This is a genomic window from Actinomycetospora succinea (assembly GCF_004363095.1).
GTDB lineage: Bacteria > Actinomycetota > Actinomycetes > Mycobacteriales > Pseudonocardiaceae > Actinomycetospora > Actinomycetospora succinea.
Genome location: NZ_SNYO01000014.1, coordinates 70,359 through 93,813, shown reverse-complemented (window position 1 = coordinate 93,813; position 23,455 = coordinate 70,359). Strand labels below are relative to the sequence as shown.

Here is a 23,455-nt window from a genome sequence, read left to right as displayed (position 1 = left end):
GTGGCGGCACGGACGATCGCGAGCATCGGCGGCGGCCCGGGCGGGCTCTTCACCGCGATCCTCGCCAAGAGGTCCCACCCCGAGCGCGAGATCGTCGTCTACGAGCGCAACGCCGCGGACGACACGTTCGGCTTCGGCGTCGTGTTCTCCGAGGAGACCCTGCAGAACATCGCCGACGCCGACCCGGAGTCGATCGAGCGCATCCAGGCCGAGTTCCGGCACTGGACCGCGATCGACACCGACTTCCTCGGCACCGTCGAGCGCTCCGACGGCCACGCCTTCGCCGCCCTCGAGCGCAAGCGCCTGCTGCAGATCCTCGGCGAGCGCGCCGCCGAGCTGGGCGTCGACGTCCGCTACGGCACCGAGGCGCCGCCGCTGGAGGAGCTGCGCGCCGGCCACGACGTCGTCCTCGCCGCCGACGGCGCCAACAGCCGGACCCGCGAGGCGCTCGCCGACCGGTTCGTCCCCCGTCGCGAGGGCCGCACCGCGCGGTACGCCTGGTTCGCCACCGAGCGCCCGTTCGACTGCTTCACGTTCCTCATCGTCGACACGCCCCACGGCCTGTTCTGGGCGCACATCTACCCCTTCGACGAGAAGCGCTCCACCTTCATCGTCGAGACCGACGAGGCGACCTGGCGGCGGGCCGGCCTCGACGCGCACGCCGCGGTGGAACGGCGGCCCGGCGAGAACGACGAGGTCTCGATGCGGTTCTGCGAGGAGATCTTCGCGGAGCACCTGCAGGGCCACCCGCTGATCGGCAACAACTCGGGCTGGCTGTCGTTCACCGTGATGCGCAACGAGCACTGGCACGCGGGCAACGTGGTCCTCGTCGGCGACGCCGCGCACACCGCGCACTTCTCCATCGGGTCGGGCACGAAGCTCGCCCTCGAGGACGCCATCGCGCTGGCCGGGGCGCTGAACCGCGAGTCCGACGTCGACGCCGCGCTCAAGGCCTACGCCGAGGAGCGCAAGCCGGTGGTGGCGTCGCTGCAGCGCTCGGCCCAGACCAGCCTCGAGTGGTTCGAGGGGCTGGCGCGCTACCGCCACCTCGCGCCGCTGCAGTTCGTGTTCCAGCTGCTCACGCGCTCGCAGCGGGTCACCTACGACAACCTGCGGCTGCGCGACGCCGCGTACGTCGGACGCCTCGACGCGTGGCTCGCCGCGCAGACCCGGGCGAGCGGCCTCGAGGTCGCCGACGGCACCCCGCCGATGTTCCACCCGTTCCGGCTGCGCGGGGTCACGCTGCCCAACCGGATCGTCGTCTCCCCCATGGCGCAGTACTCCGCGGTCGACGGGTGCCCGACCGACTGGCACCTCGTCCACCTCGGCTCGCGCGCCGTCGGCGGCGCCGGGCTCGTCATGACCGAGATGACGTGCGTGACGCCCCAGGGGCGGATCACCCCCGGCTGTCCCGGGCTCTGGAACGACGAGCAGACCGAGGCCTGGCGGCGGATCGTCGACTTCGTCCACCGTGAGACCCCGGCGCTCATCGGCGCGCAGATCGGCCACTCCGGGCGCAAGGGCTCGACGAAGGTCATGTGGGAGGGCATCGACGACCCGCTCCCGGAGGGCGGCTGGGAGGTCATCGGCCCGTCGCCGATCCCGTACCGGTCGGACTCGCCGGTGCCCCGCGAGATGACGCACGCCGACATCGCCGACGTCGTCGCCGCCCACGCCGACGCCGCGCGCCGGGCCGCCGCGGCGGGGTTTGACCTGCTCGAGCTGCACTACGCCCACGGCTACCTGGTGTCGTCGTTCCTCTCGCCGCTGTCGAACCGGCGCACCGACGCCTACGGCGGCTCGCCGGAGAACCGCGCCCGGCTGGGGCTGGAGATCCTCGACGCGGTGCGGGCGGTGTGGCCCGACGACAAGCCGGTCAGCGTCCGGATCAGCGCGACCGACTGGGTGGACGACGGCGGCTTCACGGGTGACGACGCCGTCGCGCTCGCCCCGATGCTCGCGGCCCACGGCGCGGACGTCGTCGACGTCTCCACGGGCCAGACGTCGACCGACGCCGACCCGCAGTACGGGCGGCTCTACCAGACCCCGTTCGCCGACCGGATCCGTCAGGAGACCGGCATCCCGACGATCACCGTCGGCGCCGTCGCGTCGGTGGAGGACGCCAACACGATCATCGCCTCCGGCCGCGCCGACCTCTGCGCCATCGCCCGCCCGCACCTCGTGGACCCGTACTGGACCTGGAACGCCGCCCTCGACCAGGACCACCGCGACGTGCCGGTGCCGAAGCAGTACCGCTCCGGGCTCTCGGCCCGCCGGCGCGAACAGACGCCCTGAGTTTGCCCGCGCCCCGCAGCGCCCATCACCGGGGCCGTGACCGAGGACTACGTGCACTGGCAGGACGTCACGACCCGCTGGAACGACAACGACCAGTACGGACACCTCAACAACGTCGTCCACCACGCGATCATGGACACGGTCGTGAACCGTTGGATGATCGAGAACGGCTGTCTCGACCCGCACGGCGGCGACACGGTCGGGCTCGTCATCGAGGTGAACTGCGAGTACAAGGCCCAGGCCGGCTTCCCCGACGTCGTCTCGGCCGGCCTGCGCGTCGGCGAGCTCGGCACCTCGAGCGTGCGCTTCGAGGTCGGCCTGTACCGCGGCGACGGCGAGCTGTTCTTCACCGGGCAGTTCGTGCAGGCCTTCGTCGACCGGGCCACCGAGGACACGGTGCCGATCGAGGGCGAGCGCCGCGCCGCGCTGGAGGGTCTGCAGGTCCGCACCGCGCCGACCGGTTGACTCTCCCGCGCGGGCGGCATCCCCGCTAACCTCCTGACTGCTTGCAACTCGCAACTGCTCAGGAGCGCGGATGACGGACACCACCTGCCACATGTCGATCTCCCTCGACGGCTTCGTCGCCGGGCCGGACCAGAGCCGCGACGACCCGCTCGGCAAGCGGGGCATCGAGGTGCACACGTGGCACATCGGGGACCCGCGGGCGACCGAGGCCGACGAGATCGCGACCGGGTGGCTCATGCGCCCCCGCGGGGCCTACGTCATGGGCCGGAACATGTTCGGGCCGGTCCGCGGCGAGTGGGACGAGGACTGGCGCGGCTGGTGGGGGGCCGAGCCGCCGTACCACGCGCCGGTGTTCGTGCTGACCCATCACGCCCACGCGCCGATCGAGATGGAGGGCGGGACGTCGTTCCACTTCGTCACCGACGGCTTCGACGCCGCCTACGCGCAGGCGCTCGAGGCCGCCGGCGACCAGGGCGTGGACATCGCCGGGGGCGCCTCCACCGTCCGGCAGGCGCTCAACGCGGGCGTGATCGACGAGTTCACCCTCGACATCGCCCCGACCCTGCTCGGCGGGGGCGAGCGCATGTTCGACGGCGTCGCGTCCTTCGACTACGAGCCCGTCGAGGTGCTGCACTCGCCGCTGTCCACGCACATCCGCTACCGCAGGGTGGAAGCCGGCTGATCGATCCCCTCGCTGCGGGTCCCGGAGGGTGTTAGACACGGACCCGGCCGCTGGCAGCCGACCCGAGGTGGGGGCCGAACCGTGACCGACACGATCCCGGTCGACGACGTCGACCTCTTCAGCGACGAGGCGCGGATCGACCCGTACCCGATCTACGAGCGGTTGCGGGAGGCCGGCCCCGTCGTCCGGCTGACCCGCCAGGACCTCTACGCCCTGACCCGCTACGCCGACGTGCGCGCCGCCCTCATGGACTGGCCGACGTTCTCCTCGGCCAAGGGCGTGTTCGTCGATCCCGGCGTCAACGCCTCGCTCGAGGGCATCACCCTGTGCAGCGACCCGCCCGAGCACACGATGCTGCGCTCGGTGCTGGGCCGGCCGCTGCGCCCGGAGCTCAGCCGCGAGATGGCGCCGAGGATCGAGGCGGCGGCCGACCACATCGTCGGCGAACTGGTCGGGCGGGGACGGTTCGACGCCGCCACCGAGCTGGCCGAGCACCTGCCGATGACGGTCGTGTCCGACCTCGTCGGGCTCGGCGAAGGCCACCGCGGCAAGATGCTGGAGTGGGCGGCCGCGATCTGGGACGTCCAGGGTCCGGCCAACGAGCGGTTCACCGCCGCGATGCCGCTGGTCGAGGAGTTCCTGGGGTTCGCCGCGGAGGAGGCCGTCCCCGGCAAGATCGTCCCCGACGGCTGGGCGGACCAGCTCTACCAGGCCGCCGACCGGGGCGAGCTCCCGCGCGACAAGTGCCCGGCCCTGATGCTGGACTACGTCACCCCGAGCCTCGACACGACGATCCTCGCGACGACGTCCGCGATCGCGCTCTTCGCCCAGCACCCCGAGCAGTGGCACCGGCTGCGCGAGGACCGGTCGCTCATCCCGCACGCCGTCAACGAGTGCCTGCGGATCGAGTCCCCGGTCCCGCAGTTCAGCCGCGTCCTCACCGAGGACCACACGATCGACGGCGTGGCCCTGCCGGCGGGCTCCCGCGTCGCGCTGCTCTACGGCGCGGCCAACCGCGACCCGCGCAAGTACCCGGACCCCGACCGGTTCGACATCACCCGCCGGCCGTCGGACCAGCTCGCGTTCGGCCGCGGCGAGCACGTCTGCATCGGGATGAACCTCGCGCGACTCGAGATGGGCACGCTGCTCGACCGGCTCGCCGACGTCGTCGAACGGTTCGAGGTCGTCTCCTCCCGCCCGCTGCTCAACAACGGCCTGCGCGGTCTCGAGAGCCTCGAGGTGATCGTCCACCGCTCCCCCGCGCCGGCCTCGTCGTGAGCACCGCCGTCCCGCCGCCCGTCGCCGACGACATCGACGTCGCCACGCTGCTCGACGACCCGTACGCCACCTACGCCCGGCTGCACGAGCTCGGCCCGGTCGCGTGGGTGCCGGTCCTGAACCGGTACCTGGTCACCGGGTTCGACGCGTGCCGCGCCGTCGAGGCGGACGAGGCGACGTTCTCCGCCGACGTGCGGGGCGGGTCGGCGACCATGGCGCGGGCCCTCGGCGGGCGGCCGATGCTGCGCAAGGACGGCGCCGCGCACGCCGAGGAGCGCACGCCGATCAACACCCCGCTGCGACCGAAGGCGATCCGGGCGACCTGGCTGGCGCGCTTCGAGCGCAACGCCCGCACCTATCTCGAGACGCTGCGCGCGCGGGGACCCGACGACGCCGACCTGAACCGCGACTTCGCCGGCCCGCTCGCGGCGCAGAACCTCGTCGACATGCTCGGGCTCCCCGACGCCACCGCCGAGGAGCTCGCCCGGTGGTCGCTCGCCTTCATCGCCGGCATCGGCAACCTCCAGGACGACCCGGGGATCTGGGCGCGGAGCGACGCCGCGCAACAGGAGGTCGACGCCCACCTCGACGCGCTGCTCCCCGTGCTCCGGCGCCGGCCCGACGCGTCGGTGACCTCGGCGCTGCTCCACGCGGGGCTGGACGAGGCGACGGTGCGCACGAACGTCAAGCTCACCATCTCCGGGGGCATGAACGAGCCGCAGCACACCATCACCGCGATCGTCTGGGCGCTGACCGACCACCCCGAGCAGCGCGAGCGCGTGCTGTCCGACCCGTCCTGGTGGCCGCGGGTCGTCGACGAGACCATCCGCTGGCAGGCGCCGATCGGCATGTACCCGCGCCGGACCACGCGCGACTGTGTGCTCGCGGGCATCGCGCTGCCCGCCGAGGCCTCGCTCGGCGTGGTCGTCGGGGCGGCCAACCGCGACCCGGCGGTGTTCGACCGGCCGGACGAGTTCGACATCGCCCGCACCAAGCGCGCACACCTCGGTTTCGGCAGCGGGGTGCACGTCTGCGCCGGGCACTGGGCGGCGCGGATCGCGATCGGCGAGGTGGCGCTGCCGATGCTCTACGACGCGCTCCCCGGCCTCCGCACCGATCCGCGCCGCGAGACCACCTGGTTCGGCTGGGTGTTCCGCGGGATGACCGCGCTCCCCGTCACGTGGGGCGGCTGACGCTCCCCCGGTCACGCCACCGCGACCACGAGCAGGACGAACGCGGCCACGATGATCGCCACGCGGAGGTGGTGCCAGCGGTCCCAGCGGTGGACCTGCGCGCGCCAGTCGGACGGTGTCCCGTCGGCCGCCCAGGCCGCGACACGGTCGTTGATCGGCACCAGCAGCGTCACCGACATCACCACGCTGAGCACGAGCAGCCCGACCGCGACGAGCACGAGCGGTGTCGCCGGCGCGCCCCACGCCAGCACGGCCCACACCACGGCGAGCGCGAGCCCGCCGATGTACCAGAACGGCATCGCCCGGCCCAGCACGCGCGCCCCGTCGCTGCGCGCCGCCGGCCCGCCGTCCGCGGGGAGCCTGTCGAAGATCGGGTTCACGAACACCGCGACGGCGAGCTCGACGCCGACCATGAGGCCGACCACGACGACGGTCAGGACTCCCAGGATCACCGGCATCACGTCACACCCGCCCGACGGCGCTGGTCACGACGCGGCCGGCCCGCCGGCCGCGAGCCGGCACCGTGGCCGGGGCGCTGCCCCGCAGGAGGAGCACGCCCGCCAGCAGCACGACCAGCGCGGTCGCGCCGTGCACGGCGAGGGCGGTGAGCACCGACCCGCCCTGCGCGAGCACGACGAGCATGTCGCCGACCGGGATCGTCGCCGCGCCGACGGCGAACCACCCCGCCGCCCGCCACTGCCGCGCGGCCAGGAGCACGGTCACGGCGCCACCGGCGGCCAGGTCGCGCACGCCTTTCGCGTTGCCCGCGACGACCGCCGGGTCGAGCGTGGTGCTCCCGACGTAGCCCGGGACCTGTCCCACCGGGTCGGCGAGGTACCTGCTGCCGACGACGGCGATGCCCACGCCGACCGCCCCGAGGAGGGCTGTCCCGATCCGTCTGCTGTTCACGGCGTCTCCTGGAATCTAGCGCTGCTAGGAACACAACCGACGCTAGACAGTCAACGCTCGCATGTCTAGCGCCGCTAGAAAACGTGCTAGCGTGACGTCGTGACGGTGCAGCAGCGCAAGGAGCGCGACCGGGCCGCGCGCCATCGCCTGATCCTCGCGACGGCGCGCGAGCTGGCCGAGGCGGAGGGCTGGGACGCGGTGACCACCCGGCGGCTCGCCGGGCGCATCGAGTACAGCCAGCCGGTGCTCTACAGCCACTTCGGCGGCAAGGACGAGATCGTGTCGGCGGTCGCGCTCGAGGGCGCCGCCGAGCTCACCGAGGCGGTGCACCGGGCGGTGCACGCCGCAGTGCCGGACGCCTCGGGCACCGCCGCCGTGCGCGCCCTCGCCACGGCCTACCTGGACTGGGCCCGCGAGAACCCCGCGGTCTACGACGCCATCTTCTCGATGAGCACCGGCCTGCGGTTCGCCGACGAGGCCACCCCGGCGCCCCTCCGGGCGGCGTTCGAGGCCCTGGACGAGGTCTTCGCGCGGGTCGCCGGGTCCGCCGACTCGGGAACGTTGACCGAGGTCGCGTGGGCCACCCTGCACGGGCTCGTGACCCTGACGCGGGCCGGGCGACTGCCCGCCGAGTACGCGCCCGCGCGCCTGGAGGTGCTCGTGGACCGCCTCGTCGGCGCAGCGGGCTGATCAGCGGACGCGCGCAGGCGGCGCAATCCGTTGGAACGCCGGCACCAAGCTCGCCGGTAGGGCGTTTCCCGCCCGATCCTCCGGCAACGTCTCCGTGGAGTCGTCGAGATCCGGGGGTCGCCGGCGCGATCATGGGACGCCATCGCGATACCGGCGCGGGAACGCGCCCGGTGCCGATCACGGCAGGAGAGGTGCGCTCGCACCGGCGACCGCCGAGCGTGGCGCGGGCCCGCGCGGTGTCCCTGGTCGCCGTCGGCGCCCTCGCGGGCGGGATCGCCGTCGCCAGCACCTCGATGCCCTGGTTCCGCGAGGCGTCCCTCCCCCACCCGGACGCCGGCTCCGGGGGCGACGCCTCGGGCACCTCGGGCGCCGGACCGGGAGTGCTCCCCGCGCCGCCCCCGTCGGGCGAGGGCCCGAGCGGCGCCGTCCCGGCCGAACGGCCGGAGCTCCCACCCGCGCCGGCCGAGGCACCGCCGTCGGAGGTGTGGCGCGGCGACGGTCCGCGCGCCTTCGAGCGGACGCCGTGGAACACCGTCGCGGCGCCGCCTCCGCACGTTGCTGGCGACGAGGTGTCCTTCCACCTCAGCGGGCGCGGGCAGCGGAGCGAGCTCGAGCCGGCCATCCCCGTCGTCGGCGAGGGATCCCGGCACGACGTCTCCTTCTCGGTACGTCTCGACGGCACGTTCGCCCCGGGGCGTTCGGCTCGGCAGGTCATCGCCCGCTGGGAGAACGACAGTCCGGGACAGGCGCCGCTGGACCTCCGGGTGGAGGACGGCGAGCTCGTCCTGCACGGCGGCGAGGGCCATCCCTCGGGGGCACGGACCTTCACGCGCTCCCTCGGGCCTGCACCGGTCGGCGAGTGGACCCGGCTGCGGCTGCTGGTGCGCTTCTCCGCCGACCCCGACAAGGGGGAGGTCAGTGTCTGGCGGGACGGCCGGCCCGTCGTCGTCGACGACCACCCCAGGGGCGGCACGCTCTACCCGGGCCAGCAGAGCTACCTCAAGATCGGCCTCCACCGGGACCGGACGATCGGGGTCCCGAGCACGGTGCGGTTCGGCGGCTGGCGCGTCGAGCACGGAGCCGCCGCCGACCCGAGCCGCGAGGCCCCGGCACGCCACCAGGCCGTCGCGGAGGGCGGCCGTCGCCCCGCGCCGCCCGAGCCGACGAGCCGGACCGGACGTGACCAGTCGGATCGCGACACCACGCGGACCCGGGACTCCTCCCGCGACCACCCGGCACGCGACCACTCGTCACGCGACACCACGCGCACCCGGGACTCCTCCCGCGACCACCCGGCACGCGACACCACGCGCACGCGGGACGCCTCGACGGCCGGCCGGCACGCGACGCCGCGCGACGACGCGTCCTCCCGCGCGGCGGCGGACACCGATCCGCCCCGGGACCCCGACCGGGATCGCGCGTCCACGGAGACCGACGGTGGGGGTCGTGACGACGCGGGCGAGCGGGGCAGCGCCGAGTAGACCGACCGCCGGGCCGAGCGGTGGTCGAGCTCAGGCGCTCTCCCGCGGGAACACCAGTCGCTGGTCCTCGATCCGCGCGCCCTCCATCAGTCGCGCGAACGAGGGCCGCCGGCCGTAGAGCGCGTGGTGGGCGGCCTGGTAGTCGGCCACGGCGCTCCAGTTCAGCGGGAAGAACTCCGTGTAGTTCCAGCTGCGGGCGATCGTCTTGCCGGCGCCCGCGGAGCTGACCGTGCCGCACGTGTGCAGCGGCCAGTCGGTCGACCCGAACTGCTCGAGCGTCAGGGAGGCGTCCGCCCCGAGCGCGAGGTCGACCTTGGTGACCGTGCCGCGCTCGGTGAAGTGGGTCGACACGCTCGCGTCGCTGCGGGCGGTGCTCACCCCGTCCACCACCTGGTGCGCGGCCGCGAACCCCGTGCCCGGGCGACCGCGCCAGGCGTAGCCGCCCTCGTACGACCCGTCCTCGTACTCGACGAGCCAGTTCAGCCACACGTTGTGGAGCTTGCTGAGCATGCCCATCTCGTTCCACATCGCGTCGGGCCTGCTGTAGATGTAGTCGAGCATGAACAGGCCCTCGACGGGCTCGCCGTCGAGCGTGCCGGTGGCCTTGCCGAGGTGGGAGCGCAGCATCTGCGGGTACTCGTAGCCCTCCTGCTCGGGCACCCAGAACGTGCAGACCTGGCCGAGCCGCCGCGCGGTCAGGTCGAGACGACCCGAGCCGTCCACCCAGCGGTAGTCGCTCACCCCGAAGTCGTAGCGCCACGTCTCCCCGACGTAGCTCACCGCGTCGGCGGTCTCCGTCACCCGGTACCGCTCGGTGATCGGGTTCTCGGCGTAGGGGAACAGGACGGGGCACTGGGCGTCGAGGCGACCGTCGAGGCGGTAGACGCCCATGTTCAGGGTCTCGTTCTTGTTCTGGCCCTGGATGCCGCGCATGGCGTTGTAGAGCCGGCCCGAGGAGTCGGTGAGGACGACGAACGGGCAGATGAAGACGGGGGCGTAGTCCTCCCGCGGCCGGTGGCTCAGCCGGTAGGACTCCAGCGTGGGTTCGCCCTCCAGGTACACGTGGTAGCGCATCAGTGGCCGGTCCTTCCGGGCTCCCCAGCAGGTGGGACCGACGTTGACACCGCTCGGCGCAGGTTGTCAAACTGCCGTTTGTTTGGCGCTCGGCCGTGGAGGTCGCGATGGTGTCGGCACTGCCGGGCGGTGGAGAGCGGGCCACCGCGACGACCGAGGGCACGCTGGCCGTCGAGCTGGTGCACCGGGCCGAGGAGCACCCCGACCTGACCTTCGTGTCCTTCCCGGACGTCGACCTGACCTACGCGGCGTTCCTGCGGCGCGCGGTCGCGATGGCGAAGGGTCTGATCGCCGCGGGGCTGCGCCCGGGCGGCCACGTCGCGGCCCTCATGACCAACTCGCCGACCTACGTCGAGCTCCTGTTCGGGGTGCACCTCGCGGGCGGCGTCCTCGTCCCCCTGAACGCCCGCTTCAAGCGCCGCGAGCTGAGCTACGTCCTGGGCCGGTGCGACGCCGAGCTCCTCGTCACCACCGACGCCGTCGACGAGCACACCGACTTCACCGCGCTCGTGTCCGAGGCGCTGCCGGACCTGCGCCCGGGCCCCGACGGCACCGTGACCGCGGCAGGCGCGCCGCGTCTGCGCCGCATCTACCTCGACGGCGCCAAGGAGGTGCCGTTCGCCGCGCCCCTCCCCGGGCTGATCGAGGCGGGACGCGGGGTCCCCGACGACGCGGTCACCGCGGCCACCCACGCGAGGACCGCCGACGACACCGCCGTCCTGCTCTACACCTCCGGGACGACCGCCGACCCCAAGGGCTGCGAGCTGACCCACCGCGCGCTGCGCGGCAGCTGGTCGGCGTTCGCCGACGTCGTCGGGCTGCGGCGGGGCGAGGCGATGTGGACCCCGTGCCCCTTCTTCCACGTCGGCGGGATCGGACCCACCGTCTCGGCGCTCGTCCGCGGCGCCGCGGTGATGTCGATGAGCCACTTCGATCCCGAGGTCGCGCTCGAGCACATCGAACGCCGGCACGCGGAGCACCTGTTCCCGGCGTTCCCGCCGCTGACGCTCGGGCTCCTGCGCGCCCCCGGATACGCCCCTGAGCGGCTGCGCTCGGTGCGCACGGTCCTCAACGTGGCGCCGCGCGAGACCCAGGAGATGATCCAGGCGCTGCTGCCCGCCGAGGCGACGCTGCTCACCGACTTCGGCATGACCGAGGGCGCCGGCATGATCACCGCGACGGCGCTCGACGAGCCGGAGGGCGACCGGCTCGGACGCAACGGCAACCCGATCCCCGGGATCGAGGTGCGCATCGCCGATCCCGACGCCCCCGAGACGCTCGTGCCCGTCGACGCGCCCGGCGAGATCCAGTTCCGGGGCGTGAACGCCTTCCGCGCCTACTACCGCGACCCCGAGGCCACGGCCGCGACGATCCTCCCCGGCGGCTGGGTGCGCACCGGCGACTCCGGGAGCCTGAACGCGAACGGCTCCCTGCTCTTCCTCGGCCGGAGGAAGGACGTGCTCAAGGTCGGCGGGGAGAACGTCTCGCCGCTCGAGGTCGAGGCCCTCCTGAGCACGCACCCCGAGGTCCGGATGGCCCAGATCGTCGGCCGCCCGTCGGCGCGCTACGGCGAGGTGCCGGTGGCGTTCGTCGAGACCACGGACGGCGCGGAGTGCACGGGAGCCGACCTCATCGCCTTCTGCCGCGGCGACCTCGCGTCCTACAAGGTGCCGCGGGAGATCCGCTTCGTCACCAGCTGGCCGATGTCGGCGACGAAGATTCAGAAGTTCCGCCTGCGCGCGCTGCTGGAGGAGTGACCTCCGGGGCCCTGGTCGCCGTGCCCACCACCGCGGTCCGCTCCCCCACGGAGGCCGTGATCGCCAGGTCTCCCGGCGAGTCGGGGTGGTCACGGACCTCGACCCGGAACTCGTCGCCGACGCCCACGGGCGCGACGAACCGGACCGACACCTCGTGCCGACCCGGCGCGGCCTCGGCGACGGCCCTCTCGACCAGAGCCAGGAGGTACAGGCCCTGGACCAGGGTGCGACCGAACGGGGTCGCCGCCGCGAACTCCGGGTCCGTGTGGATGTGGCCGGTGCCGCCGCTGACGTGCCCGAAGGCGTCGATGTCGTCCTGGGTGAAGGTCCGCCGCACGACGGCGAGCACGGGGTCCGCCGGGGTCATCGGGTGGCGTGTCCCCACAGGTAGGTACCGGTGGAGGAACAGACCGGACCGGCCTCGTCCGCGAAGACGATCTCGAGCGTCACGTGCCGTCGACCCCCTTCCTCGATCTTCTCCAGCACCCGCAGCTCGACGGTGAGCGTCGCTCCGACCGACACCGGACGGTGCTCGACCATCCGCTGGCGGGTGTGGATCGATCCCTGCTCCATGCGCCCGCCGAGGGCCCGGTACATGGGCAGGAAGGTGCAGAAGACCCACGGCGAGACCGAGCCGTCCGGCGAGGGGCCCACGAGTCGCTCGTACTCGGCGACGAGCGAGGGGTCGAGGCGGTGGGTCGTCGTGCGGACCACGCCCGGCTCGAGGTCCTCGTAGGGGACGTCCGCGAACTCCTGAGCGACCCTTCCCACGGGCGGCCTCCCTGTCCGTGACGGCCGGCTACTCGCCGAAGGCCACGCGGACGTCGTCGGTCGTCGTCCGGGTCTGGGGCGCCGGGGCCGCGCGGTCGGTCTCGACGGGGTCGAGCACCACCTCGTCGGCGACGATCGCCGGGTCGAGGCGGAGCACCGCGTAGCCGCCGACGGCGCCGGCCCCGAAGCCGGGGGCGAAGACCCTCGTCGGGCGGCCGATCGCCCCGTCGCGGACGGCGTCGTGGAGGGCGATCGGGATGCTCGCGGCCGACACGTTGCCCACGGACTCGATGTCGAAGTAGAGCTGGTCCTCCGAGAGCCCGGCCTTCGCGGCCAGGTCGAGGATCATCGTCTTGTTGGCCTGGTGCGGGACGATGAGCTCGATGCTGTCGAGCAGGCTGCGGCCGGGGTCGTCGGGGTCGGTCTGCTCGGAGAGCTCGCCGAGCATCTGGTCCAGGTAGCGCTGGACCAGCGACTTGACCTCGGGCCCGTAGACGGTGATGTCGTTGTCGAACTCCGGGTTCGGCCAGATGATCGAGTTGACCTCCGACACCGGCCCGCTGGCGTAGGTCTGCAGCACCTCGACGTCCACCGGGGCGCCGTCGGCGGCCGGGGCCACGACCATCGCCGCCGCGCCGTCCCCGAAGATCATCCTGGACGTGCGCGCGCTCCCGATCTTGTCCGAGAACTTCTCGACGCACACCAGCAGCACGGGCCGCTCGACCTCCTGGATCTGCCGGACGGCCTCGGCGAGCCCGTAGGGCAGCCCGGCGCAGGCGGCGACCATGTCCATCGACGTGTGGGTCTGCGCCAGCCCCAGCTCGCCCGACACCCACGTGGCGATGGAGGGGATCTGACGGTTGCTGGTGCAGGTGCTGACCAGGACCGCGCCGATCTCGGCGGGCGCCCGGCCGGACTTCGCGAGCGCCGCCCGCGCGGCGTCCAGCGCCAGGTGGTGGGGCTCGCGGGCCGTGTAGCGCCGCTGGCGGATCCCGGTCTTGCGGGCGATCTCGTCCGCGCTCATCGGCGACCACGAGAAGCTGGCGTTGCGGATGACGTCGACGTTGTCGCAGACGTGCTCGCCGCGCACGATCGCCAGGGCCTCCAGCGCGGGCCGCACCCGGAAGGCCTCGCGCACCCGCACCGGCGGGAACGGCGTGCGGGGCGGTACCGCCTCGACCGGCGTCGACGTGGTCGTCGTGCGGGCACCCGTCGCGCGGGCCTGCTTGACCCGGTCGATGAACGCCGCGACCTCGCGGTCGCGCGGGTGGAACGTGACGACGAAGTCGTCCGGCCCGATGTCGGCCGGGTGGCGCAGCGTCGTGCGCGAGCCGTCCCACGGATACAGGTTGTGCAGCACCATCGACCAGCGCATCAGCGCCTCGAGCTCGGGCACCTCCTCGTCGGCGTCGAAGATCTCGTCGACCGGGAAGAGGTGGTGGTCGGGGTCGTGGTCGGGCATGACGAAGGTCAGCGCGTCGGGCTGCTCGAGGAACTCGGCGACGGTCGGCTTGATCGCGGGGAGCTCGGTGGCGTGGTGGAGCTTGTGCCGGAACACGTCGAAGAGCAGGGCGAAGACACGGTCCTCGGCGTCGGCGGCCCAGCGCGCCGGCAGCTCCTGGTAGGCGCGCTCGACCGCCGCGACCTTGCGCTCGCGGTCCTCCCACGGGGTCAGCACCGGGAGGAAGACGTCGTCGCGGTGCCGGGGGACGTCGCGCCACCGTGTCGGACGCTTGTCGAACATCGTCATCGAGTACCGGTTGACCCAGAACAGGTTCTGGCCGAGGTCGCGCAGCAGCTCGAAGCGGGTCGGGTAGGAGCCGCTCTCCACCCGGTGGAGGATGTCGGTGCCCGTCGGGGCCTTCGCCTCGAAGTCCCGCTCGATGACCGCGGTGAACTGCTCGAGCGTGTCGAGGACCGTGAAGTCCAGCTCGCCGAAGAAGTTGGCCGGGAAGACGAGACGGCCCCGGCGGTTGATGACGAACGGCTTCACGGCCCACCCCCTCAGAAGCCCACCCTAGAGAGCGCGAGGGCTGCGGGACTCCGCTGCGCGGCGGATCATCCGAGACCGTCGAGTGCGCCCGAGCAGGAACCCGAGGACGGCGATGGTCACCACCACAGCACCGGCGGGCACGGCCGCCGACGAGACGCCGCTGGGACGGCGGGTCGTCGCGCTGTTCGCGCCCTACCGGCGACGCCTGCTCCTGATCGGCCTGGCGATCCTCGTGACCGCCGGGCTCGGCATCGCCAACCCGTTCCTCACGCAGGCCGTGTTCGACGACGCCCTGTTCGCCCCGGACGGGCCCCGCCTCGGGCTGCTCACGGTCCTCGTCGCGGCGATGATCGTGATCGCCCTGGTCTCCGGGCTCATCGGCGTCGGGCAGACCTACCTGACGACCGTGCTCGGCAACCGCGTCATGCAGGGCCTGCGGGACCGGCTGTTCGCCCACCTCCAGCGCATGCACCTGGGCTTCTTCACGTCCACGAAGACCGGCGTGATCCAGTCGCGGCTGGACAACGACGTCGCCGGCGTGCAGTCGGTGGTCACCGAGACCGCGTCGTCGATCCTGGGCAACGTCGTCACCGTCGTCGCGTCGGTGATCGCGATGCTGGCGCTGTCGTGGCAGCTCTCGCTGGTCGCGTTCGTGCTCATGCCCGTGTTCATCGTGCTGCAGATCCGGGTCGGGCGGGTCCGGCGGAAGGTCGCGGCGAACACCCAGGCGTCGCTGTCGGACATGTCGGCGATCACGCAGGAGTCGCTGTCGGTGTCGGGGGTGCTGCTGGCGAAGGTGTTCGGGCGCCAGGACCACGAGATCGAGCGCTACCGCGCCGAGAACGCGCGGCAGACCGACCTCCAGGTCCGCCAGACCATGACCGGCCAGTCGTTCTTCGCCGTCGTGCAGGCGTTCTTCGCGATCACCCCGGCCGCGGTCTACCTGGTGGCGGGCTACATCGGGGCGGGGTCGGGCGCGGCGCTCCTGTCGGCCGGCACGCTCGTCGCGTTCACCACCCTGCAGAGCAGGCTGCTGTTCCCCGCCGTGCAGCTGCTGCGGGTGTCGCTCGACGTCCAGACCTCGCTCGCCCTGTTCCAGCGCATCTTCGCCTACCTCGACCTGGTCCCCGCCGTCACCGACCCGCCCGGGGCCCGGGTCCTGGACAAGGAGCACGCCCGGGGGTCGGTCGAGTTCCGCGAGGTCTGGTTCGGCTACCCGCGCTCCGAGGAGGACGAGGACACGGGCGCCGAGCCCGACGAGGAGCGCGAGCCGACCTGGGCGCTGCAGGACCTGTCGCTGCTGATCGAGCCCGGGCAGCTCGCCGCCGTCGTCGGACCCAGCGGCGCCGGGAAGACGAGCCTGTCGTACCTCGTGCCCCGGCTCTACGACGTCGACCGGGGCGCCGTGTGCCTCGACGGGATCGACGTACGGGACCTGACCCAGGCGTCGTTGGCGCAGGTCATCGGGATGGTCACCCAGGACACCTACCTCTTCCACGCCACGATCGCCGAGAACCTGCGCTACGCCGCCCCCGACGCGACCGACGCCGAGCTCGAGGCGGCCGCCCGGGCGGCGAACATCCACGACCGGATCGTCGGCTTCGAGGCGGGCTACGAGACGGTGGTCGGCGAGCGGGGCTACCGCCTGTCCGGGGGCGAGAAGCAGCGCCTGGCCATCGCCCGCGTCATCCTCGCGAACCCCCGAATCCTGATCCTCGACGAGGCCACCTCGGCGCTGGACACCGTCAGCGAGCGCCTCGTCCAGCACGCGCTCGAGACGGTGATGTCCGGTCGCACCACCATCGCGATCGCGCACCGGCTCTCGACCGTGCTCGCCGCGGACGTCATCTTCGCGATGGACGGCGGCCGCCTCGTGGAGCACGGCACCCACGCGGAGCTGCTGGCGCAGGGCGGGCTCTACGCGAAGCTCTACGCCGAGCAGTTCGGCGCGGGCCAGGTGGAGGCGCGCTGCGCCGACGGGGTCCGGTTCCGCGACGGTGCGGTGCTCCGGCAGGAGCGCACCGACGTCGCCTGAGCCCGGGGCGATCACCCCGTTGGTGGATCCCGTGTCGGCGGACGTCCCAGACGCCTCGGACGGTCGCTCGCATGGCCGACTCGAGCGTGGCGGTCTGTGATGATGCGCGGGTGAGTGCAGCGGTGACGGCGGGACGCACGGGGGTCGAGTCCCCGTCGCGGACGGCTGCCGTGCGGGCGACCCGGTTGCTCGAGACCGGCCCGGAGGCGGCGTTCGACCGGTTGTGCAGCCTGGCCGCGACCCTCTTGGACGCGCCGATGGCGTACATGACGGTCGTCGACGACGTGCGCTCGTTCCTCAAGGGCGCGCCCGACTCGGCCGCCATGGTCGGCCCCGACGGCACCCTGCAGGTCCCCGCGCGGGAGGCGGCCTGCCAGGTGATCGTGGACATCGGCGAGGAGATCGTCGTCGAGGACACCGCCGCCGACCCCCGCCTGCGCGACCTGGCGCAGATCAAGGCGTTCGGGGCGCGCGCGTGGATCGGCGTCCCCATCCGGGATCCCGACGGGTACGTGCTCGGGAACCTGTGCGCCATGGACGGCCGCGTCCGGCCGTGGACCGAGGGACACCTCGAGTCGCTGCGCACGCTCGCCGCGGCGGCGAACGACGCGATCGCCCTGCGGCTGGCGGTCCACGACCTGCAGATCTACGCCCGGGAGTCCGCCGAGCTCGCCCAGACCCTCCAGGAGTCCCTGCTCCCCCTGCACCCGCCCCGCATCCCCGGCGTCGCGATCGCCACCCACTTCGCCCCGGGCGGGACCGGGGTGGACGTCCTCGGCGACTTCTACGACGTCCTCCCCGTCCCCGACGGCTTCGGGCTGGTGATCGGCGACGTGTGCGGGAAGGGGCCCACCGCCGCGCGCACCACGGCGATGGCCCGGTCGGCGGTGCGCACGGCGGCGCATACCGAGCGGGACCCGACGACGGTGCTCGCGACCGTCAACGAGGTCCTGCTGTCCTGGTTCGGCGCCGGCCGCAGCTTCGTCACCGCGGTCTACGCGACCTTCACCCGCAGCGACACCGGCTGGACCGTCGTGATCGCCGGGGCGGGCCACCCGCCCGCCTTCGTCCGGCGTCACGACGGCGCCGTCGAGCAGCGGCCCGGGGGCGGGCGCGTCCTCGGCCTGACCGCCGACCACCCCACAGGGATCGACGTCGTCGACCTGCGCCCCGGTGACGCGCTCGTCTTCTACACCGACGGCATCACCGAGGCCAGGGACCCCGGGGGCCGCCAGTTCGACGAGCCCGGCGTGCGCGACGCCCTCGCGACGACGGCCGGCCAGGACCCCGAGCAGGTCGCCGCCACCCTCGTCGCGGCGGTGCACCACCACACGCGCGCCGTCTCGAACGACGACGACGCGGCCGTCGTCGTCGTCCAGGTGACGCCGCCGGCCTGACGTCGGTGTCGTCACCGCGGCGGCATACTCGACGGTCGTGCCTCCCCGACCGTGCCCGTGCGGCCTGCCCGAACCGTTCGACGCGTGCTGCGGCCGGTACCTCGGCGAGACCGGCAGCGCGGCCCCCACCGCCGAGGCCCTCATGCGGTCGCGCTACACGGCCTTCGCGCGCGGCGACGTCGACCACCTGCTGCGGACCTGGCACCCCGCGACCCGCCCGACGAACCTGACGCTCGACCCCGCGATCCGCTGGACGCAGCTCGAGGTGCTCGACCGCGTCGGCGGCGGCCTCCTCGACAGCGACGGCGTCGTCGAGTTCCGCGCCCACCACCGCGAGGGACAGCAGACCGGGGTCCTGCACGAGCGCAGCCGGTTCGTCCGCGAGGCCGGGCGGTGGTTCTACCGCGACGGGTCCGTGCGCTGACCCGATGCCGGGTGATCCCGGGGCTTGCCTCGGGGTGACGAGAGCCTGACCCCGGTGGACGGCCTCTGTGCTCACGGAGGTGATCCCGCGCCGGTCTCACCCCGGCCGACGGCGACATCGCCGACCGGACGATCCCCTGGGAGTCCTACCGGCAGGGCTCGGCACTCGTCGGCGGGGTCTGAGGCCCTCCCCCGCCACTCCTGGACGCCGCGGGCGGCGGACACGATGCTCCACTCGTGACCCCCACACCGGACGAGCGACTCGTCGGGCGCGACGAGGAGCTCACGTCCCTGGTGGAGCGGCTCGACGCGGTCCACCACGGCGGCGTCGTCCTCGGCCTGGTCGGTGAGCCCGGGGTCGGGAAGAGCGCGCTGCTGGCCGGCGTCACGGAGCACGCCCGGGCGGCGGGGTTCCGCGTGCTGGCCGCGCGGGGCGCCCACGCCGAGGCGCACCTGCCGTTCGCGGCCCTGCACCAGCTCGTCCGGCCGTTGCTCCCGCGCGCGGACCGGCTGCCCGAGCACCAGCGGGAGTCGCTGCTCGCCTGCTTCGCGATGGGCGACTCGCTGGTGGTCAATCCCTTCTTCAGCTCGCTCGCCGTCCTCGAGCTGCTCGTCGACGCGGCCGCCGAGGCGCCGGTGCTGGTGTGCCTCGACGACCTCCACCGCATGGACCAGCCCTCGGTCGATGCGCTCGCCTTCGTCGCGCGACGGATCGGGTCCGAGCGGATCGCGATGGTCTGCGCCTCGCCCCGTCCGTCGGCGCCCTTCACCGACGACGACGCCGTCGCCTGGTTCGAGGTCCGGGGCCTGGACGAGGCCGCGTCGGCGACCCTGCTCGACGCGCGAGCCCCCGGCCTGATGCCCGCGGTGCGCGACCGCATCGTGGGTCACGCGGACGGCAACCCCCTCGCGCTCCGCGAGCTGGCCGTCGCCGTGCAGCAGGGGCGCGGGTGGACCGACACCGACGACGAGATGCCCATGACCGCCCGGCTGGAGCAGGCCTTCGTCGCGCGGGCCGACGAGCTCGATGTCGATGCCCGCCTCATCGTGGACCTGGCCGCGCTGAACGACGGCGACGACGTCGACGAGGTCCTCGCCGCGGCCGCGAGCCTGCGGCCGTCGGCGGGCCGGCCGGCGGCGGCAGCGCCGGCGCTGGATCTCGGGCTGCTGACCGTGGACGGCGACACCTACCGGATCGCCCACCCCCTCGTGGGGTCGGCGCTCCGCCACGCCATGCCGGCGGCCGCCCGGCGGGAGGCGCACGCCGCGCTGGCCCGCGTCCTGTCCGCCCACCCGGACCGCGCCGTCGCGCACCGCGCGTCCTCGGCGTCCGGTCCCGACGAGCAGATCGCGACCGAGCTGGAGAAGGCGGCCACCGACGCGCAGCGCCGCGGCGCGACGGCCACCGCCGTCGCCTGGTTCGAACGGGCCGCCGCCCTGAGCCCCGCGCCGGAGGGACGGGCCGCCCGGCTGCTCAGCGCCGCCGAGCTCGGCTACGAGCTGGGGCGCTTCGCCCAGGTGGAGCAGATCACGGCGCAGGTCTCGACGATGTCGCTGCAGGTCCGCGAGCGCTCCCGGCTGACCTGGCTCGCGGGGGTCTTCCACGACGGCTCGACCAGCGAGCCGGCGGAGATCCGGCACCTCGTCGACCTGTCCCGGCGCGCCCGGTCCGACGACGACACCGACCTCGCGATGCAGCTGCTGTTCGGTGCCGCCCGCCGCGTGTGGTGGCGCGATCCCGGGCCGGAGGTCCGGGACGACATCGTGCGCGCCGCTCACGAGGTGGGGCTGGCGGCCGGCGACCCGCGGCTGCTGGCCGTGCTCGGGCTCTCGGAGTCCCTCGAGACGGCCCCGGCGGTGGTCGGTCACCTGGAGCAGTGGCCCGCGGACGCCGGCGGGCGGCCCGACCTCGCCGGGCTGCTCGGCATCGCCGCGTTCTGCGTCGGTGACTTCGGCCGTGCCGACTCCTTCCTCTCCGCGGCGATCCAGGAGCTCCGCACGCACGGCAGGCTGGGCCTGCTGGCCGAGGCCCTCGCGCTGCGGAGCTGGGCCGAGATCAACCTGGGGATCTTCGACGCCTCGCGGTCGGCCGACGAGGCCCGCCGCCTCGCCGACGAGACCGGCCAGGCGGTGTGGGCCGCCACCGCACGCCTCGCCCTCGTCGTCGACGAGGCCCTGAGTGGGGGCTGGGACGTCCACCACCCGCTGCTGGCCGAGGCCGAGGACACGGCCTCGCGGACGCCCAACGCGAGCTCGTCCCTGCTCGCCGCCGCCCAGTTCGCCCGGGGCGTGGCCGCGCTCGGCGCCGAGCGTCCCGAACCGGCGTACGGCGAGCTGCACCGCGTCTTCGTCCCGACCGACCCGGCCTGCCAGCGCGTCCAGCAGCTCTGGACGATCAGCTACCTCGCCGACGCCGCCGCCCATGCCGGGCGCCGCGAGGAGGCAGCGGGGCTGCTCACCGGGGCGGAGCGCCTCGCCGGCGACTCCCCCGCCACCGGGCCGACGATCGCGCTGGAGTACTCGCGGGCGGTCCTGGCGGAGCCCGCCACGGCCGAGAAGCTCTTCCGCGCCGCTCTCGACGGCGCCGGTCCGATGTACCCGTGGCACCACGCCCGTCTCCAGCTCGCGCACGGCTCCTGGCTGCGCCGGCAACATCGGACCGCCGAGTCCCGCGCCCCGCTCCGCGCCGCCCGGACCACCTTCGACGCCGCCGGCGCGCGCCCCTGGGCGCGCCGGGCCGACCGTGAGCTCCGGGCGACGGGCGAGCGCGGCTGGCGGCCGGCGCAACGGCCGCGCGAGCAGCTCTCGCCCCAGGAGGCGCAGATCGCCGAGCTGGCCGCGCAGGGGCTGTCCAACCGGGAGATCGGCCAGCGACTGTTCCTGTCCCACCGGACGGTCGGCTCGCACCTCTACCGGGTCTTCCCCAAGCTCGGGGTGACCAGCCGGACGCAGCTGCCGGCCGTGTTGAGTCATCGCGACTGAAGCCGACGGGGTCCCGGTCCTCCTAGCGTCGGGAGTCCGTGGCGCTGGACGACACCGGCCGCCGGTACCGGCGAAGGAGACGACCGTGGGCACTCCCGTGCTCTTCATCCATGGCCTCTGGCTGCACGCCTCGTCGTGGGACCCGTGGATCGAGCGGTTCCGCGCGGCGGGCTACGAGCCGACGGCCCCGGGCTGGCCCGGCGACAGCGACACCGTCGAGGCGTCCCGCCGCGACCCCGACGCGATCGCGGACCACGGCATCGACGACGTCGTGGCGCACTACGCCGCGATCGTCGACGCCCTGCCCACCGCCCCCATCCTCATCGGGCACTCCTTCGGCGGCCTGATCGCCCAGAAGCTGCTCGGGCAGGACCGCGGGCGCGCCGCCGTGGCGATCGACGCGGCCCAGATCAAGGGCGTGCTCCCGGTCCCGCTCTCGGCGCTGCGGGCGACGTTGCCGGTGTTCAAGAACCCCGCCAACAAGCACCGCTCCGTGTCGCTGACCGCCGAGCAGTTCCGCTTCGCCTTCGCGAACGCGGTCCCGGAGGACGAGTCGGACCGGCTGCACGAGCGCTGGACGATCCCGGCGCCGGGGCGTCCGCTGTTCGAGGCGGCGTCGGCGAACTTCGATCCCCACTCGCCGGCGAAGGTGGCGACCGGCAACGAAGGTCGCGGGCCGCTGCTGCTGATCGCCAGCGGCAAGGACCACACGGTGCCCGAGTCCGTGACGCGCTCGACCCTCAAGCAGTACCGGCACTCCAGCGCCGTCACCGACATCGAGACCTTCCCCGACCGCGGCCACTCGCTGATCATCGACTCCGGGTGGCCGGCGGTCGCCGACCTCTGCCTGACCTGGCTGAAGGAGCAGGGGCTGTGAAGCTCGACCTCACCGGCCGGACCGCCGTGGTGACGGGCGCCAGCCGGGGCATCGGGCTCGAGATCGCACGCGCCCTCGTCCGCGAGGGCGTCCGGGTCGCCGCCGGCGCGCGCAGCGGGTCGGCGGACCTCGACGCGCTCGCCGACGAGGGCGACGTGATCGTCGTCCTCGACGACCTGACGACGGCGGAGGGGAGCCGGACGCTCGTCGACCAGGCGGTGGAACGCTTCGGCGGCATCGACCTGCTCGTCAACAACGTCGGCGGCGTCCGACCCCGCACCGAGGGGTTCGTCGAGGTCAGCGACGCGGACTGGCAGTGGGCACTGGAGGTGAACCTGCTGTCCGCGGTCCGCGCCACGCGCGCGGCCGTCCCGCACCTCGTCCGCAGCGCCCCCTCGTCGATCGTCACCGTCTGCTCGGTGAACGCCACGCTCCCGGACCCCGGGGTGATCGACTACAGCGCGGCCAAAGCCGCGCTGCGCAGCTTCAGCAAGTCGCTGTCCAAGGAGCTCGGGCCGTCGGGGGTCCGTGTCAACACGGTCAGCCCGGGCCCCGTCGAGACCGCCCTCTGGCTCGGCCCGGGCGGGGTCGCGGACACGATCGGCCAGGCGAACGGCGCCGACCCCGCCAGCGTGCAGGCGGCCGCCGTCGCCGGGACCCCGACCAACCGGTTCACCCACCCGTCGGAGGTCGCCTCGCTGGTCCTGCTCCTCGCCTCCGAGACCGCCGGCAACATCACCGGCGCCGACGTGCTCATCGACGGGGGCATGGTCAGCACCATGTGATCGGCACGCGGCACCTGGGAGGCTGCCGCCATGAGTGCGGTCTACGCCCTGAACCTCTTCGACCTCGCCCCGAACGACGACTACAAGGCCTATTCGAAGCGATCCGTCGACGCGGTCGGCAAGCACGGCGGCCGCGTCGTCGCACTCGGCCGGCTGAGCGAGGACTCGCCCAGCACGGGCGGCTCCCCCCGCCAGGTCCTCGTGCTGGTCGAGTGGCCCTCGAGCGACGCGTTCCGGGCGTTCAAGGACGACCCCGACCACGTCGACCTCCACCCCCTGCGGGAGGGCGGGACCGAGAACTACCTGTGGTGGGCCTACGACAAGCTCGACGACCTGCGGCCCGTGCTGAACGACAGGGACGTGTGAGG

21 protein-coding genes are annotated in these 23,455 nt (G+C 73.6%); 15 read left to right on the top strand and 6 right to left on the bottom strand.

The annotated features are described in order from the left end of the window. From EV188_RS29570 to EV188_RS29550, 5 genes are all read left to right on the top strand, one after another. Nucleotides 1-2,295: a bifunctional salicylyl-CoA 5-hydroxylase/oxidoreductase gene (locus EV188_RS29570; RefSeq protein ID WP_208114428.1), complete on the top strand. Its 2,295-nt coding sequence runs from the start codon at nt 1-3 to the stop codon at nt 2,293-2,295. A 36-nt stretch (nt 2,296-2,331) separates the two neighbouring features. Then, a complete protein-coding gene (locus EV188_RS29565) occupies nt 2,332-2,760 on the top strand; it encodes an acyl-CoA thioesterase (protein WP_133829926.1) in 429 nt (142 codons plus the stop codon). A gap of 70 nt (nt 2,761-2,830) precedes the next feature. Beyond that, the gene (locus EV188_RS29560) at nt 2,831-3,442 is read left to right on the top strand and encodes a dihydrofolate reductase family protein (protein WP_133829925.1); all 612 of its coding nucleotides are present in this window, start codon (nt 2,831-2,833) and stop codon (nt 3,440-3,442) included. Nucleotides 3,443-3,523: 81 nt separating this feature from the next. After that, nucleotides 3,524-4,720 carry a cytochrome P450 gene (locus tag EV188_RS29555; RefSeq protein WP_133829924.1) on the top strand — a complete coding sequence of 399 codons (1,197 nt, stop codon included), beginning with the start codon at nt 3,524-3,526 and terminating at the stop codon, nt 4,718-4,720. Then, nucleotides 4,717-5,913: a cytochrome P450 gene (locus EV188_RS29550; protein ID WP_133829923.1), complete on the top strand. Its 1,197-nt coding sequence runs from the start codon at nt 4,717-4,719 to the stop codon at nt 5,911-5,913. Before EV188_RS29555 ends, EV188_RS29550 begins: the two co-directional genes overlap by 4 nt. Before the next feature lie 11 nt (nt 5,914-5,924). On the opposite strand, the gene EV188_RS29545 is transcribed toward EV188_RS29550, so the two are convergent. Both EV188_RS29545 and EV188_RS29540 read right to left on the bottom strand, forming a co-directional pair. Further along, complete coding sequence (locus tag EV188_RS29545) at nt 5,925-6,365, bottom strand: anthrone oxygenase family protein (protein ID WP_424922962.1); 441 nt, start codon at nt 6,363-6,365, stop codon at nt 5,925-5,927. Between the two features lie 10 nt (nt 6,366-6,375). Next, on the bottom strand, nt 6,376-6,822 hold the full coding sequence (locus EV188_RS29540; RefSeq protein WP_166660163.1) for a DUF4267 domain-containing protein: 447 nt from the start codon (nt 6,820-6,822) through the stop codon (nt 6,376-6,378). A gap of 99 nt (nt 6,823-6,921) precedes the next feature. On the opposite strand from EV188_RS29540, the gene EV188_RS29535 reads away from it, so the two are divergent. Beyond that, nucleotides 6,922-7,512 carry a TetR/AcrR family transcriptional regulator gene (locus EV188_RS29535; RefSeq protein WP_133829920.1) on the top strand — a complete coding sequence of 197 codons (591 nt, stop codon included), beginning with the start codon at nt 6,922-6,924 and terminating at the stop codon, nt 7,510-7,512. A 191-nt stretch (nt 7,513-7,703) separates the two neighbouring features. Next, entirely contained in the window at nt 7,704-8,993 is a 1,290-nt protein-coding gene (locus EV188_RS29530) for a heparin lyase I family protein (protein ID WP_133829919.1), read from the top strand. A 30-nt stretch (nt 8,994-9,023) separates the two neighbouring features. On the opposite strand, the gene EV188_RS29525 is transcribed toward EV188_RS29530, so the two are convergent. Continuing rightward, nucleotides 9,024-10,067 (bottom strand): hypothetical protein, encoded by a 1,044-nt coding sequence (locus tag EV188_RS29525; RefSeq protein ID WP_133829918.1) that lies wholly within the window; start codon nt 10,065-10,067, stop codon nt 9,024-9,026. 107 nt (nt 10,068-10,174) lie between these two features. Between EV188_RS29525 and EV188_RS29520 the strand changes: the two genes are divergently transcribed. Continuing rightward, nucleotides 10,175-11,824: a class I adenylate-forming enzyme family protein gene (locus tag EV188_RS29520; protein WP_133829917.1), complete on the top strand. Its 1,650-nt coding sequence runs from the start codon at nt 10,175-10,177 to the stop codon at nt 11,822-11,824. Here EV188_RS29520 and EV188_RS29515 read toward each other — a convergent pair. Genes EV188_RS29515 through EV188_RS29505 form a run of 3 tightly spaced genes read right to left on the bottom strand, consistent with a single transcriptional unit; the run spans nt 11,757 to nt 14,588 of the window. After that, nucleotides 11,757-12,191, bottom strand: a complete 435-nt coding sequence (locus EV188_RS29515; protein WP_133829916.1) for a MaoC/PaaZ C-terminal domain-containing protein — start codon at nt 12,189-12,191, stop codon at nt 11,757-11,759. The two genes, EV188_RS29520 and EV188_RS29515, sit on opposite strands and share 68 nt — an antisense overlap. Beyond that, nucleotides 12,188-12,595, bottom strand: a complete 408-nt coding sequence (locus tag EV188_RS29510; RefSeq protein WP_133829915.1) for a hotdog family protein — start codon at nt 12,593-12,595, stop codon at nt 12,188-12,190. The genes EV188_RS29515 and EV188_RS29510 overlap by 4 nt, the downstream gene beginning before the upstream one ends. A gap of 28 nt (nt 12,596-12,623) precedes the next feature. Then, complete coding sequence (locus EV188_RS29505) at nt 12,624-14,588, bottom strand: 3-oxoacyl-[acyl-carrier-protein] synthase III C-terminal domain-containing protein (protein WP_133829914.1); 1,965 nt, start codon at nt 14,586-14,588, stop codon at nt 12,624-12,626. 112 nt (nt 14,589-14,700) lie between these two features. Between EV188_RS29505 and EV188_RS29500 the strand changes: the two genes are divergently transcribed. The 7 genes from EV188_RS29500 (at nt 14,701) to EV188_RS29470 (ending at nt 23,453) form a co-directional block, all read left to right on the top strand. Continuing rightward, nucleotides 14,701-16,623, top strand: coding sequence for an ABC transporter ATP-binding protein (locus tag EV188_RS29500; protein WP_133829913.1), 1,923 nt, complete (start codon nt 14,701-14,703; stop codon nt 16,621-16,623). Between the two features lie 110 nt (nt 16,624-16,733). Next, nucleotides 16,734-18,020, top strand: coding sequence for a PP2C family protein-serine/threonine phosphatase (locus EV188_RS29495; protein WP_166660162.1), 1,287 nt, complete (start codon nt 16,734-16,736; stop codon nt 18,018-18,020). Nucleotides 18,021-18,057: 37 nt separating this feature from the next. Continuing rightward, entirely contained in the window at nt 18,058-18,444 is a 387-nt protein-coding gene (locus EV188_RS29490; RefSeq protein ID WP_133829911.1) for a YchJ family protein, read from the top strand. A 236-nt stretch (nt 18,445-18,680) separates the two neighbouring features. Next, nucleotides 18,681-21,425 (top strand): ATP-binding protein, encoded by a 2,745-nt coding sequence (locus tag EV188_RS29485; RefSeq protein WP_133829910.1) that lies wholly within the window; start codon nt 18,681-18,683, stop codon nt 21,423-21,425. A gap of 85 nt (nt 21,426-21,510) precedes the next feature. Next, nucleotides 21,511-22,302 (top strand): alpha/beta hydrolase, encoded by a 792-nt coding sequence (locus EV188_RS29480; protein WP_133829909.1) that lies wholly within the window; start codon nt 21,511-21,513, stop codon nt 22,300-22,302. Beyond that, a complete protein-coding gene (locus EV188_RS29475) occupies nt 22,299-23,087 on the top strand; it encodes an SDR family NAD(P)-dependent oxidoreductase (protein WP_133829908.1) in 789 nt (262 codons plus the stop codon). The genes EV188_RS29480 and EV188_RS29475 overlap by 4 nt, the downstream gene beginning before the upstream one ends. 30 nt (nt 23,088-23,117) lie before the next feature. Next, nucleotides 23,118-23,453 carry a DUF1330 domain-containing protein gene (locus EV188_RS29470; protein WP_133829907.1) on the top strand — a complete coding sequence of 112 codons (336 nt, stop codon included), beginning with the start codon at nt 23,118-23,120 and terminating at the stop codon, nt 23,451-23,453. The last annotated feature ends 2 nt before the right edge of the window (nt 23,454-23,455 follow it).